Raw genomic sequence first — 17,157 nt, forward strand, 5'->3', positions numbered from 1 at the left:
GGACCGTGACCGGAGACGGCAGGAACGGGACGTTCCGCCTGCCGAAGGCGCCAGGGGACCATGTCGGCAGGGTCACCGGCAAACGCACCAGCACGCACCATAGCCAAGGAACGGCCATGGACATCGGCGACGCAACCTCGTCACGCGGCCTTGCCGCGTACAGCCGCGCACTGACCCGCGATGCGGGCGATGCGCTGGGGCTGCTTTCCGCCAGGCGAACGAAGACGGCCTTCTCCCTTGGCCCGCTGACGGTCAGCTACGAGACCGAAACCACCCCCACGGAGCAGGACGCCGCCGTACAGGCCGCCGAATCGCTGCACCGCATGCGGGCCTTCAACTTCGCCGACAGCCTGCAAACGCAGCAACTGCTGGCGGAACTGGCCCCCGCCGAAGCCTCGGCTCAGGCCACCGACTCCACGGCCCCCCTTGCCGCCCAGGACGCCGGGACCCGGACAGCCCAGGCCGTGTTGACGGGAGAGGCAACCCCCACCCGTACCCCCGCCGCAGGCGCGCGGGCCTATGCCCGTTCCGCCTCGTTGGTGGACCGGCCTTCCATGATCCAGACCGCCGTGTAGGCGTGGGTATCGCACCAACTCTTGGTGTGTTGCGCATGTTTTGCAATTGACTTTTGTTATCATTGTGATAGCAACGGCCTCGTGGCACCGGAGCGTGCCGCGAGGCCGTCGTCATGATCGGCACGGGATGCGCTATACCCGAAAGCCCAGCAGGGCCGCGCATTGCCGGGCCTGCGCCCCGGCAGTCGCGCCGCTGGCCTGCAATCGCTCCCACATCCGGTTCTGCACGGTCCACCAGTCGAAGTCGGGTGCCACCTCGCGGGTGCGCGCCACGGTACCGCACAGTTCGTTCCAGTCCGGCGCGGGGGCGGCCAGCAGTTCCAGCAGGTGGTCCCGCAGCAGCAGGTGCAGCCCGTGCCGCTGGCGTGGGGATGGTTGCAGCGAGCGCAGCAGATCCAACCCCTGCCGCCACGCGGCGTCGTTGCGGGTGTCGTCACCGGAGAGGGTGGACGCAGGCGGCCCTGTGACCAACGCCAGCCCAAGCTGCGGGGCAAGGTCGGCCCACAGGTGGCTGGCGGGCATGTCGTGCTGGGCTTCTTCCCACGGGTCGACAAGGGCGAGTGCCTGGCTGGCCAGCGCGGCGCGCCGGGCGCCCTGGTTGCGTTCCTCGCCGCGCAGCAGGGACAGCAGCAGGGCCTGCCGGGCGTTCAGCGGCAGGTCTGCCACGGAAAGGGACGTTGCGGCGGCATGGGGTTCCGCCTCGGGGCGCACGGTGATGCGCGAGGCGCGGGCAGGCGTGGACGGCCCCGGCGGGGTCCAGGCGAAGCGCACGGTGCGGCCTTCCGCCTCCAGCGGCAGGCGCAGCGCGGCGGTGCCCGTAATGTTTCCCGTGCCGAGGGGGCCGGTTTCCGGGCTGCCAGATATGTCAGGCCCGGCAGGTGTGTCAGGCCGGGCAGGCGTGTCAGGCGCATCCTGTGCGCCATGTGCATCCTGTGCATCGAGGATCACGTCCACCTCGGCGCCCGGCCAGGCATGGGTGGCCGTGGTGCCCGGCGCGGGCAGTCCCTGTTCCGCGCGCAGGCGCCACAGGGCCTGAAGCACCAGGCTGGCGTCCGTGCCGCGTCGGGGCAGTACGGTGCGGGACAGGATGTCCGCCCCGGTGCCTTCCTCCGGTTTGTTGGAAAGGGCGTGGGTCAGGTGTTCCGCCAGACGCGGCAACAGGTCCGGACCGCCGGTGGCGGTGCACAGGTCCAGGGCGCGCAGGGCGTAGGTCATGGCGTTCACCGGCTCGATGCGCGAAATTTCGTCGAAGAACCAGGCGCAACTGGCAAAGGACGCCAGCCCCGCCTCCTGCATGGCCAGCAGCTTCCACGCCGCGTCGGCCTGCCGCCCGGTGATGCCGGGGACCAAGTGCGCGGCGGCAAAGGATTCTCGCGCGGCGGTGTCCCCGGGCTGCGTCAGCACCTGCCCGTAGGCCAGCAGTGCGGCCTTGGGGTTGCGGAACAGCGCGGATCCGGCGGCGGTGAAATGGGCGTCCAGCCCCTGTTTCACCGCGTCCAGCCCCTGACGCAGGGGGCCGCGCCAGCGCTGGTTCCAGCCGGGGTGGCCGCCGTCTGTGCAGCCGCAGTCGGACCGCCAGCGTTCCACGCCATGGGCGCAGCTCCACGACGAAGGCTCGTGCAGCAGCACCCGCATGCGCGGCGGGTTGCGATGGCGGAACGCGGCAAAATTGGTCAGCGCCACGCCGTCGCGCCCGGCGTAGCCCTGGGCCAGCACGTGGGCCAGGGCCATTTCGCCGAAGGTGAAGTGGTGGCCGTAGGTTTCGCCATCGGTGCATACGGTCAGCAGCCGGTCCCCGTTTCCGCCGTCCCCCCGTTCCTCGCCGGGGGGCACGGGCAGGGCGCGGGCCGCGTCGGCCAGCCTGCGCCAGAAGATTTCGCCGTCGCGCAAAAGTTGCTCGAACGCCACGGCTCGCGAGATGGGGCCGTCGTAGAAGAAGATGTCGATGCTCCGACCGGAGGGCAGTTCCGCCCGGTAGGGCAGGCCGATGTCCAGCGAGCCTTCGTGCACCGGCTGCCACGCGGCATTGGCCTGGTCGATGCCGTCCAGCGCGGCCACGGCACGGGCCTGGCGCGGGGCCAGCACGGTGAAGGCGATGCCCGCCTCCGCCAGGGTTTCCAGCGTGGGGGTATCCACGGCGGCCTCGGGCAGCCACATGCCTTCGGGCGTACGTCCGAAACGCGCCGTGAAGTCGGCCACGGCCCATGCGGTTTCCACCTCGCGGTCGAGCGGGGTGGCCAGGGGCATGATGACGTGATGGTACACCTGGGCCATGGCGTTGCCGTGCCCCCAGCGCGCCGCGCTTGTCCGGTCGCCTTCCACCATGCGGCGCAGGGTGTCCGGCGCGTGGCGGTCCATCCAGCGCAGCAGGGTGGGCCCGGCGTTGAAGCTGGTCCATTCGTAGCAGTTCAGGATGTCGCCGATGCGCCCTTCGCGGTCCAGGCGGCGCGCCCAACCCAACGGGGCATAACTTTCGTGCAGGATGCGGGTGTTCCAGTCGGTGGCGGGGGCTGCGCTGCCTTCGGGCAAAATATCATCCAGCCACGGATCTTCGCGGGGCGGCTGATAGAAGTGGCCATGGATGCACAGGCTGCGGGGCATGGGAACCTCCTGGTTTCCGGCAGGATACACCGCCCCGCCGAACGGGGAAAGGTGCCCCACCCGACTATGGGGGCACAAGCAGGGTTTACGGGGGAGCAATGCAAGGCTATCATCATGCCGTAGACAACCGGGGGTTCGCCGTGAACGTCGATACGGAAATGGTGAAAGATTTTCCCGTGCTGGGCGAAAAGCCCAGACGCGGGGTCTTTTCCACGACGGCCGATATGAAAATCGGTTTCGGCGGAACGCGACGTACCGTGCAGCAGAACGTGATGATTTACGTGAACCAGCGCGAGGATGGCCGCTACGATGCCCAGGTGCTGAACGACAATCACGTGCCCACTGGCGAGACCACCATCGTCACCTACGAGGACCTCGTCCTCGACTACATTCCCGAACCCGCCATTTACCACGAGAAGGTGTATCCGGCCATGCGCGAGTTGGCCGGGCACATCGCGCGCGGCGAGCGCCACCGCGAACGCGGCGAGACCTGGAGCGCCGAATTCGAGTTCCAGAACGCCCTGGCCATCGACGAGCAGAACGTGCGCGCCACCTTCGGGCTGGGGCTCACCTACCTTGCCCGCGAAGACCTGGACAAGGCGCGCGAGGTGTTCCAGCGGCTCATTGCCCTGCCCGGCGCCTTCGACCCGCGTCACAAGCACATGTTCAACGATTTCGGCATCAAGCTGCGCAAAAGCCGCATGTTCGGAGAGGCGTTGCGCTTCTACGCCCGCGCCGCGCAACTGGCGCCCAAGGACGACCACCTGCTGTACAACATCGCCCGGACCCTGTTCGAGTCCGGCGATTACGAGAAGGCCAACGGCTTTCTGTGCCGCGCCCTGGCCCTGAACCCCCGGCTGGAGGAAGGGCAGCAGTTGCGCGCGGTCATCGCGGTGCGCAAGGGGCACGATGTGGGGCACCCCATGGACATGCCGCAGGAACTTCTGCTGAACGATCCGTGCGATGTGCCGGAATCGTTGGCGGACACCGTGGAAAGCTATTAGCTGCAAGGGCCTTGAAGCCTGTGGAAATATCACGGGGCGGCGTTCTTCCGAACGCCGCCCCGTTTTCATTCAGGCAAAAGCCCTGCGGCAGCAGGGTACGCCGTTAGTACGGGATGCCCAGATTCACCGCGGCATGCACGGTAGCCCCGAAGAACACGGCCCGGCCCGCCAGTTCGCCCAGCAGCACCAGCGGCCCCATCCAGCGGGGGATGCGCGGGCTGCGGATCATCACCACCAGCGGCACCACGATGCCCAGTACCAGCCGCGCCCAGTACAGGGGCGATGCCAGCCACGCGCGCGCGGTCATCTGCATGACCGTGCCGCCCGATGCCCACACGCAGGGCACGATGACGTACACCGCCAGCGCCGCCGCCAGACTGCCCAGCAGCACGGCGCGCAGCATGGGCTGGCTGCCTTCGCCCGCGAACCAGCTGCCGAAGGAGGCCCCCAGCAGCAGCGCCGACAGCAGGAAGAACCCCAGCGGCGCGGCGTTGTGCAGGGCGGGCATGGCGGGCGGCGCATAGGTCATGCCCGAGGTGTACAGGGCGGCCAGGCCCACCAGCGCGGCGGCCCCGCGCAGGCCCGCGCCCGCCTTGCCGGTGACGGCGGCCACGGCAAGCAGCACGGCGAACGCGCCAAAGGCCAGAATCTCGCGGCTCAGCCAGGCCCTTTCCAGATGAGCCAGGGTGCGCACCGCCCCTTCCGGATGGCCCAGATGGAACAGCGAGGCCAGCAGGGCCACGCCCATGACGATGGTGGCTGTCAGCCATTCCGCGCGGCTTCCGGGGGCGCCGCCGCCCGTGCCCGTCGTGGTCGGCGTGGTCGCGCAGGCCCCGCCCGCGCAGCCGCACGAGCGAACGGCCAGCAGCAGGGCCATGCCCACGGCGGCTTGCGACAGCACGGTGAACAGCACGAGGGGAAGTTCTATGTTCTGCATGGCTACCTCCTCACCACGCGGGGTGTTCTGGGCATGATGAAGCGGGTGGACGGGTTGACCTGCGGCATTTCCGGGTACCCTGCCGGGTACTGCACGGCGTTGGCGGCGTCCGCCGTGGACAGGGCGGCAATGTCCACCAGCCGCAGCGCCCGCACCGGGCAGCTTTGCACGCAGGCGGGCTGTTCACCGGCGTCCAGCCGTTCGTGGCACAGGCTGCACTTTTCCGCCTTCTTCAGCACCGGATTGTAGCGCGGCGCGCCGTACGGACAGGAACGGATGCAGTTGCCACAGCCGATGCAGCGGTCCTGATGATGCACCACCACGCCGTCCTCGCGCTTTTCGTACGCCTTCACCGGGCAGGCGTTGAGACAGGCGGGGTTTTCACAGTGGTTGCATGCCAGCGAAAAGAAGGCCCGCTCGCGGTGGGGGTAGATGGCCTCGTCCAGCGGATACAGCTGCCGCCAGACCACGCCGGTTTCCTGTTGGTAATAGTTCTTGCAGGCCATGGCGCAGGTGAAGCAGCCGATGCAGCGCTCCACGTCCACCAGAAAGGCGCGTTGCCCGGGACGGGATGTCTTTTGTGTGGTCATGGGCCGCCTCCTATGCTCTCGCCACGTCGGCGAACTGGTCGTGAATGGCCACGCCGGGGGCACCGGTCTTGTAGGCGCCCATGTCCGCCGACTCGTCATCCACAAGGTTCTGCACGTTGAAGTCCAGCTTGCGGAACCACGCCTCGTACACCAGCAGGCAGTCGCCGGGCACCGTATTGGTGATCTTGGCGCGCAGCTTCACCTCGCCGGTGGGGTTGAACACCCGCACCGTGTCCAGGTCGGCGATGCCCTTGGCCTTGGCCAGCGCGGGGTTCAGGTAGACGAAGGGTTCCTTCTGGAATTCTTCCATCCAGTCCAGGTTGGCGAACTGCGAATGGATGGCGAACTTGCTGTGCGGGGTCAGCAGGCGGTAGGGGGCGTAGGCCTTGCGGCCTTCCTTGTATTCCGGCAGGGCCTTGTGCCCGTGGCTGGCGCACAGGTCGGACCGGAACTCGTACTTGCCCGACGGCGTCTTGAACTTGCGGTCGCTCCACGAGGCGGACGACGGCATCTTCGCCTTGGCCGGGCCCTTGCGCAGGTCCTGCCAGTGGCTGATGCCCAGCAACTCGTACACGCCCTTGTTGAACTCCTTCTCCATCCACTCCTTGGTGTCGATGTCCTGCGGATAGGTGCAGGAACCGGGAGACAGGCGGTTCATGTGCTTCGAGAGCAGCGCCGCGATCTCGATGTTCGACTTGGCCTCGTGCAGGGGGGCGATGGCCTGCTCGTTCAGTGATACCCAGTAGTGCCAGTAAGATGCGTTGACGGTCCATTCCTCGAACAGGGTGGTCACCGGCAGCACGATGTCGGAGTGGCGCACCGTTTCGGTGAAAAACTGTTCGACGCTGACCACCATTTCCAGCTTGTTGAAGGCCTTTTCCAGCTTGTTGCGGTCGAAGTCCTGCGCAAAGGGGTTCTTGCACGACGACCACAGCACGCGCACCGGCGGGTTCTGGGCGTCCAGCAGTTCCTGGGCGGTCTTGTTGATGTTCAGGGCGCGGTCGGTGTAGGCGGCTGCCGCCGCCGCACCTGCGGTCACGTCGAATTCGCCCTTGGGACCCGCCTTGCCCACGAAGCCGGTGGACCCCGCCGGGGCCTTCTGGATCATGGCGTGGTAGTTGAATCCCCAGGTTTGCAGGTGGCCGTAGCGCGCGCCGCCGCCCACCTTGCCCACGTTGCCGGTCATGGCCACCAGCGCGTCGATGGCGCGCACGGCGGCCCCGCCGTTGACGTGGCGCTGCATGCCGTAGCCGATCCAGATGGTGGCGGGCTTGGCGGTGGCGAATTCCTCTGCCACGCGGCGGATCTCGTCGGCGGGGATGCCGGACTTTTCCGCCGCCCAGTCCACGGTGACGTTGTTGCGCAGGTACGCGGCGAATTCCTCGAAGCCCACGGCGTTGTTGGCCACGAAGTCGCGGTCCACCAGCCCCAGGTCAAGCACGTGCCGGGCCATGCCCAGCGCCAGCGCGCCGTCGCTGCCGGTTTCCGGCTGCCAGGCCACGTCGCCCTTGGCGGCGGTCTGGGTCAGCACCGGGTCGATGACCACGATCTTGGCCCCCCGGTCGCGGGCGGCGTAGACGTACTTCATGGAATGCACGGAACACCACGCGGGGTTGGCGCCCCAGATGATGACGTAGCGCGACTTTTCCATGTCTTCCGGGTCGTTGCACCACATGTCGCCCAGGTCGTAGTTCTGGGCGTCTATGCCTGCGGGCCAGCAGGGCGTGCCCACGAGGCGGGTGGTGTAGCCCAACGAGGACATCATGCCCTCGACCCCATAGTTGGTGATGCCGAAGTTGCCGGAATACTTGGTAAGGGCAAGACCCAGCAGGTTGCCGTCCTTTTCCTTGATCTCCAGCAGCTTGCGGGCGATGCGTTCCATGGCCTCATCCCACGAGACGCGCCGCCAGTTGCCGCTGCCGCGCCCGTCCTGGACCATGGGGTACTTGATGCGGTCGGGGCTGTAGACGCGGCGGGGGTAGGCATAGCCCTTCACGCACAGCCCGCCCGCCGTGAAGGTGGATTCCGGCGCGCCTTCCACGAACCTGACCACCCCATCCTTGACGTAGGTGACGATGCTGCACGTGTCGTAACAGTTGCGCGGGCAGGCGTTGCGGAAGATCTGGAAATCCGCCTTGTTGAAGGGCGCGGCGGATGCGCTGCGGGGCGTCAGCAGTCCGCAGGGCAGCGTGGCCAGCGCGCCGGATGCGATGAGCCCCTTGAGGAAGCTGCGCCTGGTCATGGCGTAGGATGGCGTGCGGGATGGCGCTCCGCGCGAGGGGGCGCCGAGGGAATCGGACATGGTGACCTCCGTGGTGTTCGTGATTTGCGGAAGATTGTTGGCTATGCGTCCTGCCGGCCTTGCATTCCGGTGATCGTCTCTTCGATGCTGGCGGTGGAACAGGCTGCTGCGGCATCTTCCTGCCAGCACAGCAGCATGGCCAGCGCACGGGCGATGGCGGGCGGCACGTCGGGTTCGGCCAGGGCGTGCTGCACGAAGCGCGGCACCCATGCCCCCATGTGCTCGGCCACAAGCCAGCGCCATGCTTCCTGCGTGTCGGTGGCGAGCGTGGAGGGGGAAGGCTCCGGAGCGGAAGATGGCGGAGCGGCGTTCGCCGCCTCTCGCAGGGCCAGCAGCGCAAGCGCCGCATCCAGCTCGAAGCTCAGGTGGTCGTCGGGCGTGGCGCCTTCATCGGGTACGGCATACCCGAGGGAGTGGTACAGGTTGCGGACGTCCATGGCGGCTTCACCCATCAGGCGGGGTTCCGTTTCCAGCCATGCAGAGGCGTAGGGCGGGGCGGGCACGGCCATGGGCCCCACGAATAGCCGGTTGAAGGCGTACTCGGTAGTGCGCCAGTGGTCGGGGGTATCAATGGTGTCTAGGCCGGATAGAGGGCCGGATGGGGCGCAGGGGGGAGCGCCGCGCGTGGAGCGGGAGCATCCGAACATGGTGCGGCACGCATCCAGCGCCAGCGAGGCCGCACGCAGGCCGTCCGCACCCCGCGCGGAGAACAGGTCGCGCAGGGCGCGCAACAGGCATGCATCGCGGGGCGTGCCGGGGGTGGGAAAAATGTGATTCATTGCGTCTCCTCGGTCTGTCCGGGCCGCACACGCGGATGCAGGCGGATGCGGGCAGTGGCCTGTTTTTGGACATATGCAGGCTAGTCCGGGAGCGTTGTCGTCACAAGGCTATGAAATGGGGTGATAATGGGTAGGGGACACTACCCGATGCGGGCGGAACCGTCCGGATGAGGAGGGGGGTGGCGAAGGCCGTGGCCGGAATGGAGGGGGCAACCCTTTGCGCGTGCAGGAGTTCGGGCGGCTGCATCGTCAGGCGGCGGCAAGGGGGGGGGCGGCATGCCGCGCCGGTCGCAAGGGAGGATTGCCGGGCCTGGCGGCTGCCGGGCCGTGGCGGAAAAATCATGCCCGCCGCAAGAAAATCATCCCGCGTCACTCCGCGCCGGAGGGAGAGCGCGGCCCCGGTGCACTACGCAGGTAGGCGCACAGGCTGGCGTCCTTGCCGTGCAGGCCCAGTTTGCGGCGGATGTTCTTGCGGTGGGTCTGCACCGTTTCCACGGACAGGTTGAGGGCGCTGGCGATGTCCTTGGTGGGGCTGCCCGCCTGGATGAACTGGCAGATGCGCATTTCTGCCGGGCTCAGGCGCAGCAGCAGCGGGTCCGGCCCGGCATCGTCGGGGGCCAGGCGCAGCAACTGGTCGCGGATCACGGTCAGGTAGCCGCGCCGCACTTCCGGTTCCATGTCCGCCTCCAGGTGGTCCAGCGCGGGCAGCAGCATGGCGTGCACCTTGCGCGCCACCTCGCGGTTGATTTCGGCGCGTTCGCCGTCGATGTTGCGCAGCACCGTGCGCAGGGTGATGTTCATTTCCTCCAGGTGGGCCTTTTCCTCGCGCAGGGCCTCGGTGCGTTCGGCCACCACGCGTTCAAGCGCCTCGCGCTGGTGCACGTGGCTGGTGACGTCGGTGAGCATGACCAGATACCCGTCGCTGGCCAGGCTGACGGCGTTGAGCGGCGAGATGCGCATGCGGAAGACCTGCGCGGCGTGGGGCGGCCCCACTTCGGGGCGATTGGGAGCGGTGGCAAGCGCCGCGTCCGGTGCGGCGGCGGGGGTGATCTCGCACGAGACCCCCAGGGGGTAGAAGCGCAGCAGGTCCTGCATGCTTTCGCCCTCCAGCCCCAGCGCCGTCCAGATGGGCAACCCCGGCACCGCACGCCCGGCCAGGTGCCGGTGCGCGGTGCGGTTGACGCTGGTGATGATGCCTGCGGCGTCGATGGCCAACACCATGTCCGAGGTGGAGTCGAGGAAATTTTCCACCTTGCATTTTTCCAGCGTAAGCAGGCGGTTGGCATCGTCAAGCTGGGTGGTGTCCACCTCTGCCCGGCGGGATTCCCAGTGCCGGGTGAACAGCACCGAAAAGGCGTCGCCGTACAGGCGCACCACCTGCGCTGCGGCGTCGCGGGCGCGGCGGGGGGCGGGCATGGCCTCCACCACGTCCAGTACCGCGTGCACGAGGGTGTGGAAGCAGCCCAGAAACATGGCCTCGGTCACGCCGCGCATGCGGTGGCGCCGGGCAGAGGTCAGCAGGTCGTGCCCCCAGCCGTGCGGGGCACCGCTGGTCAGGCCGTCTTCGATTTCGCGCACCAGGTCGCCGAAGGTGGGGGCAAGCCCGGCGTGCAGCGCGGCGCGCAGGGGGTGCAGGAACCCCAGCAGCGAATCGATGCAGTCCTGCCGCTTGGCCGTGGTGTGGCGCAGGTAGCCCGCCTCGCGCATGCGCTCGGACCAGCGGGTCAGGAAAGGTTCCATCTGCCCTTCGATGTCCAGCAGCACGGGCCGGGCCGCAGTGAAAAGCGCCGTATCGGCGGCGTCTGCGCGTGCTCCGGACCTGGCCGGATTTGCGGCGGGGGGGCGGCGGGTATGCTTGGTCATGGAAACTCCGGAAGGTATGCGCCCGGCCTGCATGGAGGCCGGGCTTGATCGGAGCGGGGCCGGGAAACGGACGGGGCGCGGGAAAGCCGGGTGGCGGACGGCGATGCGCGGTGCAGCGCGCGCCCGCGCCTTGCCATGCGGCATACCCGATGGGTACCCGGTGCGTTGCGCCCCCGCGCGGGTATGCTATTCTTTACCCAAGTCACGCGTGGACACAAGGGCGTGTCTGGCGGAACGCGAGGGGAGGCCGTGGTGGAGGAACGCAGGGGATATGCAGGGGGCGGGCGGATAGCCGGAAACGCTGCGCAATGCCTGCCGGTCAGGCTGTACCGGCGGTCAAGGTTCGCCTGTCTGGTTGCCCGCCGAGGCGGCGGGCGACTGCCCGGTGTGGCGGCACTGCGTGTCTGGCTGCTGGCCTGGATGCTTGCCGGGGCGTTGGGCGCGGCATCGGGCGCAACATCGGCCATGGCGGCCGACCCGATCATGCCCGCCAGCGGTTCTTTCGGTATCGCCAGCCCGGCAGGAGAGCCGTGCCCGCTTACCTCGCCGGAACACACCGCCCGACTGGTGGCACCCGACCTGCCAGGACAGGCGGGACTGGCGGGGTTGGGCGAACAGGCGGGGCGGGGGGACGCTTTCGCCTTGGCCCACGTGGGTGCACCCCTTGCGGTGGTCGTTGCGCTGGAAGGGCCGCCCCTGCCATCCGGCGTGTTTCCGGTGGTGAACATCGACAGGGCAGCCGGGCCGGACGGTGGGCGGGTGTCCGCCACCACCGGGTACCCGGATTCCGAAGTGCGCTTCAGCGCGCCGGGCCGCTACGAACTGGACCTGACGGTGACCCTGGTGGCCCGTTCCAGTTGCGGCGGGGCCAAGGCCCGCACGGTGCTGGAGCGGCGTGTGGTGATACGGGTGCAGCCGTAGCCGCGTCATTCTCCCTCGCCCCCCGCGCACGCGCCGTTCGTCCACCCCGTCGGGCACCGCCCGTCCATCCGGGCCGACTCACGCATCTATCCTGCCAAGCCCATCTGGCTCGTCCGATTCCCCGGTCGATCTGGTCCGTCTGGCCAGTCTGGGTTGTCTGGCCTGTCTGGCCCTCCCTCCCGTCCATCTCGCCCGGCTATACGGGCAGGGTGATGGTGAAGGTGGTGCCCCGGCCCGTGGTGCTGGTGAAATCAATGGTGCCGCCGTGCCGCTTGACCACGATGTCGTGGGCGATGGCCAACCCCTGCCCGGTGCCCTTGCCCACCTCCTTGGTGGTGAAGAACGGGTCGAACACCCGGTCGCGCAGGGCCTCTGGTATGCCGGTACCCGTGTCCGCGATGCGGATTTCCACATGGCCGCGCCCCGCCGATGCGCCAGTCGATGTGCCAACCGATGTGCCAGCCGGGGCGCCGAGGGATTCGCTGGTGGCCCCGCTGCCCGGCAGCATCCGCGTGGTGATGGTGATGCGCCCCGGCGGCGGGGGCGTGCCGTCCGTCATCCCGGTGGCCCCGGCCTCGTCGCCGTGCATCACCTCGGTCGCCTGGCGCGCCTCGGCGATGGCGTGGGCCGCGTTGACCACCACGTTCAGCAACACCTGCGCGAGGTCGCCGGGCAGGCAGGGTATCAGCGGCAGGTCGGGCGCAAGGCGCGTCTCCACCTCGGCCACGTACTTCCATTCGTTGCGGGAGACGGTCACCGTGTCCTGCACCAGCTGGTTGATGTCCGCCGGGCGTTTTTCCGTCGTTTCCGGGTGCGAGAATTTCTTCATGGCCAGCACGATGGAGGCCACGCGCTCCACCCCCTCCAGCGCCTGGGTGATGGCGCGGGGCACCTCGTCGGCCAGGAAGTCGGCATCGGAGGCGGCCAGGGTGTCGCGCAGGCGGGTCAGGCGTTCACCAGCGTCTGCTGACGGCGGGGAAGGCCCGGCAGCGGCCCCACCCCCGGTTTCCGTGTCCTGCCGGGCCCCCTTGCCCGTCGTGTCTTCCCCTTCTTCCTTTTCTTGCCCTTTTGGCGCATCCCCGCTCTTCACGGGTACCCCGGCCAGGGCGCCGCACTCGGCCAGGGGCCGCAGCAGATCTTCGAAGGCGCCACCCAGAAAACGCAGGTTGTCTCCCACGTACTGGATGGGCGTGTTGATTTCGTGCGCCACCCCGGCCGCCAACTGGCCTATGGATTCCAGCTTCTGGGCTTGGGTCAGGCGGCGTTCCATGGCCTTTTGCGCGGTGGCGTCGAAGAATACCAACGCCAGGTGCGGCGCCCCCTGCCACGGCACGGGCAGCAGGCTCCAGCGCACGGGAATGTTGCGCCCGTCGGGACGACGCAGCACATGCTCCTGGTCCAGCATCGTGGCAAACCCGGTCTCGCCGGGCAGCAGGCAGGTTCCCTTGGTGATCTGGCGATACAGGTCGGCGCATTGTTCTTCCGCGTCGCCGCAGCCCAGCAGGTCGCGGGCCACGGTGTTGACCTCGGCCACGGCGCAGTCGCCGGGGCGGACGATGACAATGGCCGCCCGCAGCCCCGAGAAGATGCGCGACAGCAGTTCCTCTCGTTCCGCCAGGTCGCGGGTACGGTCGCGGATGCGCGCCTCCAGTTCCTCGTTGGCGGCGCGCAGGGCCTTTTCCAGTGCGTATTCGGTGGTCACGTCGCGGCCCACGCCCTGGAACCCGGCAAGTTGCCCCCGGTCGTCGTACAGGGTGCGCCGGGTCCATTGCAGGCGGCGTTCCTCGCCCGATCCGGCGACAACCCAGTGATCGAAGGTGGCGATGGCGGGCAGGGAAGGATCAAGGGAGTCGTTGAAGATGTCCCGTTCCGCTCCCGGTGCCGTCCGGGCCCGGAACACGCTGCCGACCAATCCTTCGCGTTCTACGCCGAAGAACGCGCAGAAGGCGTCGTTGGCGAAGGTGATGGTGCCGTCAGGCAGGTAGCGGCAGATCAGTTCCGTCTGGTCGCTGATGATGGCCGAAAGCAGGGCCTCGCTTTCCTCCAGAAGGCGCGATTTGGTTTCCAGCAGCGTATCCACCTGCTGCTGTTCCTGGATCACCCGCTCCAGCCTGCGGTTGCGGTCTTCCAGTTCGTGCCGCAGTGATTGCAGCGCTTCCTGCGGGGCCACGAACAGCCGGTGCCCCAGCAGATGGAACACCACCACCAGCCCGGACGTGCCCGCCAGCAGCAGCGGCAGGATGCGCAGCAGCAGGCCCGTCGAGCGCGCCTGTATGCCCGAATCGTCCGTTTCAAGGGCAATGCGCATGCCCGGCACGGAAAGGGCGTGCTCCGTGCGCAGGGCCACCTGCATGTCCGGCCCCATGACGGCCGCCGGTTGTCCGTCACGCAGCAGCACCTTGCGCAGCCTGTGGTCGGTGGGGTCGTGCGGCAGGAAGGTGATGTCCACGGGCAGCAACGCGCTCAGCACGCCCACGGGAACGCCGTCCCGCAGCACCGCCCGGGCCAGCCGCCAGTATGCGGCCTTCTGATTCGCCCCGCCGGTCTCGACCGTGGCGCCCGTGCCGTCGCGCACCTCGCTTTGGAGGAGTACCGCCTGCGGCGCGGCAAGGGCCTGTTCCAGCCATGGCGGCGAAATGCCGTCCTTGTCGCACGGCGCGCCGTTGACCAGAACGGGCTTGCCGTCGGCTCCGTACAGGGCCGTGCAGGCCCCGCGCCCCACGGTGGCGAACAGATCCATGGTTTCCGAAAGCTGTGGCGGTGGGTGACCCGCCTGTCTTTCCCGTTGCTCCTGTCCTTCCCGTTGCGCCGCTGGCTCCAGGGCGCGGCGCAGGGGCGGGAATGCCGCGTAGCTGTCCAGCATCTGCCTGCGGTTGTTCAGGTACCTGTCCACAAGGGCGGCGTACACTGTGGCTTCGTCGGCCAGGGTTTCGGCGCGCAGGCTGGCCATGGTGTCGCGTGCCTGCACGCGAGTGAGCCAGTAGGCCCAGGCCGACTGAAAGGCGATGAACGCCAGCAGGAACCAGGCGAACAAGACACGCACCGGTCGATGATGGCTGGCAGGGCGGGGTTGTGCCTGGCGCGGCTCTGCCGGGCGGGGCGGTGGGGCCGGAGTGGCGTTGTCGCGGGTGTTCTGGGGCATGCGGTGTGTCTGGTCCGTGGGGGGAAGGGCGGGGGGCATGGCGGGCCTCCTGGATGCGGCGCGGGCCGTGTGTCGCGGGAAGATGACGGGGCCGCCCTTGTCAGAGTGCCAGAGGATTGTTACCTATCAGGGCTGGAGCGGCGTATTATAATCTGGATGCTTTTACCGGCCCCGCCGGAACGGTCGCTTCGCACAAACGTTACAGGAGGTTTCGACATGCTCGGACGCACGGTCTCCGCACCTACGAGGGCGCGGGCAGAAACCGTCAACGCCTTCATGCGTGGTGTATACAACTGGATGTTCGTGGGGCTTGCCGTGACGGCAGGTGCCGCGTGGTTCACTGCGTCAAGCCCGGCCATGCTGCAACTGGTGTTCGGCAACAGCTTCGTGCTGATCGGCCTGATCCTTGCCGAACTCGGCCTGGTCATGGGCATCAGCGCGGGCATCGCACGCCTTTCCGGCGGCGCGGCCACCGGGCTTTTCGTGCTGTACAGCGCGCTGAACGGCATCACCCTTTCTGCGGTGCTGCTGGCCTACACAGCGGGTACGGTGTTCCAGGCCTTCGCCACGGCGGCGGGCATGTTCGGCGCCATGTCCCTCTACGGCCTGACCACCAAGAAGGACCTCACCTCGTGGGGCAGCTTTTTGTTCATGGGCCTCATCGGCATTCTCATCGCCAGCGTGGTGAACATTTTCGTGGGCAGCTCGGCCATGTCGCTGGTCATCAGCGCCATCGGCGTCATCGTGTTCACGGGGCTGACCGCCTACGACAGCCAGAAGCTGCGCATGATGGGCGAAACCGCCCCCATGGACGACGCCACGGCCATCCGGCGTGGTACCATCCTGGGCGCGTTGACCCTGTACCTGGACTTCATCAACCTGTTCCTGATGATGCTGCGCCTGTTCGGTTCTTCGCGCGACTAGCCTGCATCGCCTGCGTGATCGACTGTGACTGCCAGGGGGGGCGCTTCGCCCCCCTTTTTCATGGTGCGGTGCTGCGCGTCCCGCCGTGTCCGACCGGAACGTCGTCCCGTCCTTCCTTACTCGGCCCGGCCCCGCCCTTCCCGGCCCGGCCCAGTCCCGACCAGTCCTGTCCTGTCCCGCCCCGCCCCCCTGCCTGCATTACCCCGGCGACAAGCGCGCCCGCACATGCTAGACTTGTATCCATGCGCACATCGTTGCCCTTTTCTGGATTGATCGGGGCGGCGTCATGAACATCGCCGCCGTGCAGAAGACCTGTGCCCCCCTTCTGCGCCCGTTGGGCGCGGCCTACGCAGCGTGCATGGCCGCCCGCCGCGCCGCGTACGAGGCGGGCGTGCTGCCGCGCTTTGCTCCTCCGCGCCCGGTGGTGTCGGTGGGCAACATCTGCTGGGGCGGCACGGGCAAGACGCCACTGGTGCACTGGCTGCTACGCTGGTGCGGCGCGCACGGGCTGTCCGCCGCCGTACTCACGCGCGGCTACGGGGCGAAACCGCCGCAACTTCCCCTGCTGGTGCGGGCCGAAAACTCGGCGGCGGAGGCGGGCGACGAACCGCTGATGCTGGCCCGCCAGAACCCCGACGCGGCCGTGCTGGTGGACCCGGTGCGGCGCAGGGCCGGACACTGGGCAGAGGCGCACCTTGCCCCGCACCTGTACCTGCTGGACGACGGTTTTCAGCACCTGGCGGTGCGCCGCGACCTGGACATCGTGGTGTTGCGCCCGGCGGACCTGACCGGTGAATGGGGCCGGACCATCCCGGCGGGATCGTGGCGCGAGGGTGCGTCCGCGCTGGGCCGCGCTCATGCCTTCTGCGTGAAGGCGGAGCCGGACATGTTCAATGCCCTGGGCCCTCAACTGGAACGCCGCCTGATTCGCTACGGCATGCCGGTGTTCAGCTTTCGTCTTGCCCCGCGCGGCCTTGTGCGGGTGGGCCGGGGACTGGACCCGCGCCCGGCGGAGCAGGGGGCGGTAACCCGTGCGCATCTGGACGGCGCGCCCTACGTGCTGGTCAGCGGCGTGGGCGAACCGGCGCAGGTGCACGCAACGGCCACGCGCTTTTTCGGCTATCCGCCCCTGCTCCACCGCGTTTTTCCCGACCATCATCCCTACGGCCCCGGCGATGTGCGCCTGCTGGCGGGCGAGGGGTGCGCGGTGGTGTGCACCCCCAAGGACGCCGTCAAACTGGCGCCGTTGTGCGGCGAAGGTGACGGGTGCCGTGGCCATGACGGTTCCGGGGGCGACGGCGCCAACCCGCCGGACCTGTGGGCCTTCGACCTGGTGACCGAATTCGGACCGGCATTGTGGTCCACGACGAATTTTCCCGAATGGTGGGCCGCCCGCTGGGCGGGGCTTTCCGCAGCCCGCCGGGCCTGACCTGCCGCAGTCCGGCCCGGTTGACCGCCCCTTGCCGGGGGCGCCGACCCTGATCGGTTCCGGCTGGTCCCGGCTGACACGACCGGCGGC

12 protein-coding genes are annotated in these 17,157 nt (G+C 68.4%); 5 read left to right on the forward strand and 7 right to left on the reverse strand.

Going from position 1 to position 17,157, the window contains the following annotated elements:
* Nucleotides 1-116: 116 nt before the first annotated feature.
* Complete coding sequence (locus tag ABWO17_RS15290; protein ID WP_353120021.1) at nt 117-575, forward strand: hypothetical protein; 459 nt, start codon at nt 117-119, stop codon at nt 573-575.
* A gap of 132 nt (nt 576-707) precedes the next feature.
* On the opposite strand, the gene ABWO17_RS15295 is transcribed toward ABWO17_RS15290, so the two are convergent.
* Nucleotides 708-3,176: a DUF3536 domain-containing protein gene (locus ABWO17_RS15295; RefSeq protein WP_353120022.1), complete on the reverse strand. Its 2,469-nt coding sequence runs from the start codon at nt 3,174-3,176 to the stop codon at nt 708-710.
* 140 nt (nt 3,177-3,316) lie between these two features.
* Here ABWO17_RS15295 and ABWO17_RS15300 point away from each other — a divergent pair, with 140 nt between their 5' ends.
* Nucleotides 3,317-4,180 (forward strand): tetratricopeptide repeat protein, encoded by an 864-nt coding sequence (locus ABWO17_RS15300; protein WP_353120024.1) that lies wholly within the window; start codon nt 3,317-3,319, stop codon nt 4,178-4,180.
* A 103-nt stretch (nt 4,181-4,283) separates the two neighbouring features.
* Here the strand turns inward: ABWO17_RS15300 and ABWO17_RS15305 are convergent, their stop codons facing one another.
* The 5 genes from ABWO17_RS15305 to ABWO17_RS15325 form a co-directional block, all read right to left on the reverse strand.
* Nucleotides 4,284-5,117, reverse strand: a complete 834-nt coding sequence (locus ABWO17_RS15305; protein WP_353120026.1) for a DmsC/YnfH family molybdoenzyme membrane anchor subunit — start codon at nt 5,115-5,117, stop codon at nt 4,284-4,286.
* A gap of 2 nt (nt 5,118-5,119) precedes the next feature.
* Entirely contained in the window at nt 5,120-5,707 is a 588-nt protein-coding gene (locus tag ABWO17_RS15310; protein WP_353120028.1) for a 4Fe-4S dicluster domain-containing protein, read from the reverse strand.
* Nucleotides 5,708-5,717: 10 nt separating this feature from the next.
* Nucleotides 5,718-7,949, reverse strand: coding sequence for a molybdopterin-dependent oxidoreductase (locus ABWO17_RS15315; protein ID WP_353120063.1), 2,232 nt, complete (start codon nt 7,947-7,949; stop codon nt 5,718-5,720).
* Between the two features lie 101 nt (nt 7,950-8,050).
* Nucleotides 8,051-8,788 carry a molecular chaperone TorD family protein gene (locus ABWO17_RS15320; RefSeq protein WP_353120030.1) on the reverse strand — a complete coding sequence of 246 codons (738 nt, stop codon included), beginning with the start codon at nt 8,786-8,788 and terminating at the stop codon, nt 8,051-8,053.
* 369 nt (nt 8,789-9,157) lie between these two features.
* A complete protein-coding gene (locus tag ABWO17_RS15325; protein ID WP_353120032.1) occupies nt 9,158-10,651 on the reverse strand; it encodes a LuxR C-terminal-related transcriptional regulator in 1,494 nt (497 codons plus the stop codon).
* 387 nt (nt 10,652-11,038) lie between these two features.
* Here ABWO17_RS15325 and ABWO17_RS15330 point away from each other — a divergent pair, with 387 nt between their 5' ends.
* The gene (locus tag ABWO17_RS15330) at nt 11,039-11,572 is read left to right on the forward strand and encodes a hypothetical protein (protein WP_353120034.1); all 534 of its coding nucleotides are present in this window, start codon (nt 11,039-11,041) and stop codon (nt 11,570-11,572) included.
* A gap of 196 nt (nt 11,573-11,768) precedes the next feature.
* Here ABWO17_RS15330 and ABWO17_RS15335 read toward each other — a convergent pair whose 3' ends face one another.
* Nucleotides 11,769-14,753, reverse strand: coding sequence for an ATP-binding protein (locus ABWO17_RS15335; protein ID WP_353120036.1), 2,985 nt, complete (start codon nt 14,751-14,753; stop codon nt 11,769-11,771).
* A 177-nt stretch (nt 14,754-14,930) separates the two neighbouring features.
* Between ABWO17_RS15335 and ABWO17_RS15340 the strand changes: the two genes are divergently transcribed.
* Complete coding sequence (locus ABWO17_RS15340; RefSeq protein ID WP_353120038.1) at nt 14,931-15,638, forward strand: Bax inhibitor-1/YccA family protein; 708 nt, start codon at nt 14,931-14,933, stop codon at nt 15,636-15,638.
* A gap of 286 nt (nt 15,639-15,924) precedes the next feature.
* Entirely contained in the window at nt 15,925-17,067 is a 1,143-nt protein-coding gene (lpxK, locus tag ABWO17_RS15345; RefSeq protein ID WP_353120040.1) for a tetraacyldisaccharide 4'-kinase, read from the forward strand.
* The last annotated feature ends 90 nt before the right edge of the window (nt 17,068-17,157 follow it).

Source organism: Nitratidesulfovibrio sp., assembly GCF_040373385.1.
Classification (GTDB): Bacteria; Desulfobacterota; Desulfovibrionia; order Desulfovibrionales; family Desulfovibrionaceae; genus Cupidesulfovibrio.

Coding starts and splice junctions, on each gene's coding strand:
- ABWO17_RS15290 (WP_353120021.1), top strand. CDS start 117: ATGGACATCGGCGACGCAACCTCGTCACGCGGCCTTGCCGCGTACAGC.
- ABWO17_RS15295 (WP_353120022.1), bottom strand. CDS start 3,176: ATGCCCCGCAGCCTGTGCATCCATGGCCACTTCTATCAGCCGCCCCGC.
- ABWO17_RS15305 (WP_353120026.1), bottom strand. CDS start 5,117: ATGCAGAACATAGAACTTCCCCTCGTGCTGTTCACCGTGCTGTCGCAA.
- ABWO17_RS15310 (WP_353120028.1), bottom strand. CDS start 5,707: ATGACCACACAAAAGACATCCCGTCCCGGGCAACGCGCCTTTCTGGTG.
- ABWO17_RS15315 (WP_353120063.1), bottom strand. CDS start 7,949: ATGACCAGGCGCAGCTTCCTCAAGGGGCTCATCGCATCCGGCGCGCTG.
- ABWO17_RS15320 (WP_353120030.1), bottom strand. CDS start 8,788: ATGAATCACATTTTTCCCACCCCCGGCACGCCCCGCGATGCATGCCTG.
- ABWO17_RS15325 (WP_353120032.1), bottom strand. CDS start 10,651: ATGACCAAGCATACCCGCCGCCCCCCCGCCGCAAATCCGGCCAGGTCC.
- ABWO17_RS15335 (WP_353120036.1), bottom strand. CDS start 14,753: ATGCCCCCCGCCCTTCCCCCCACGGACCAGACACACCGCATGCCCCAG.
- ABWO17_RS15340 (WP_353120038.1), top strand. CDS start 14,931: ATGCTCGGACGCACGGTCTCCGCACCTACGAGGGCGCGGGCAGAAACC.
- lpxK (WP_353120040.1), top strand. CDS start 15,925: ATGAACATCGCCGCCGTGCAGAAGACCTGTGCCCCCCTTCTGCGCCCG.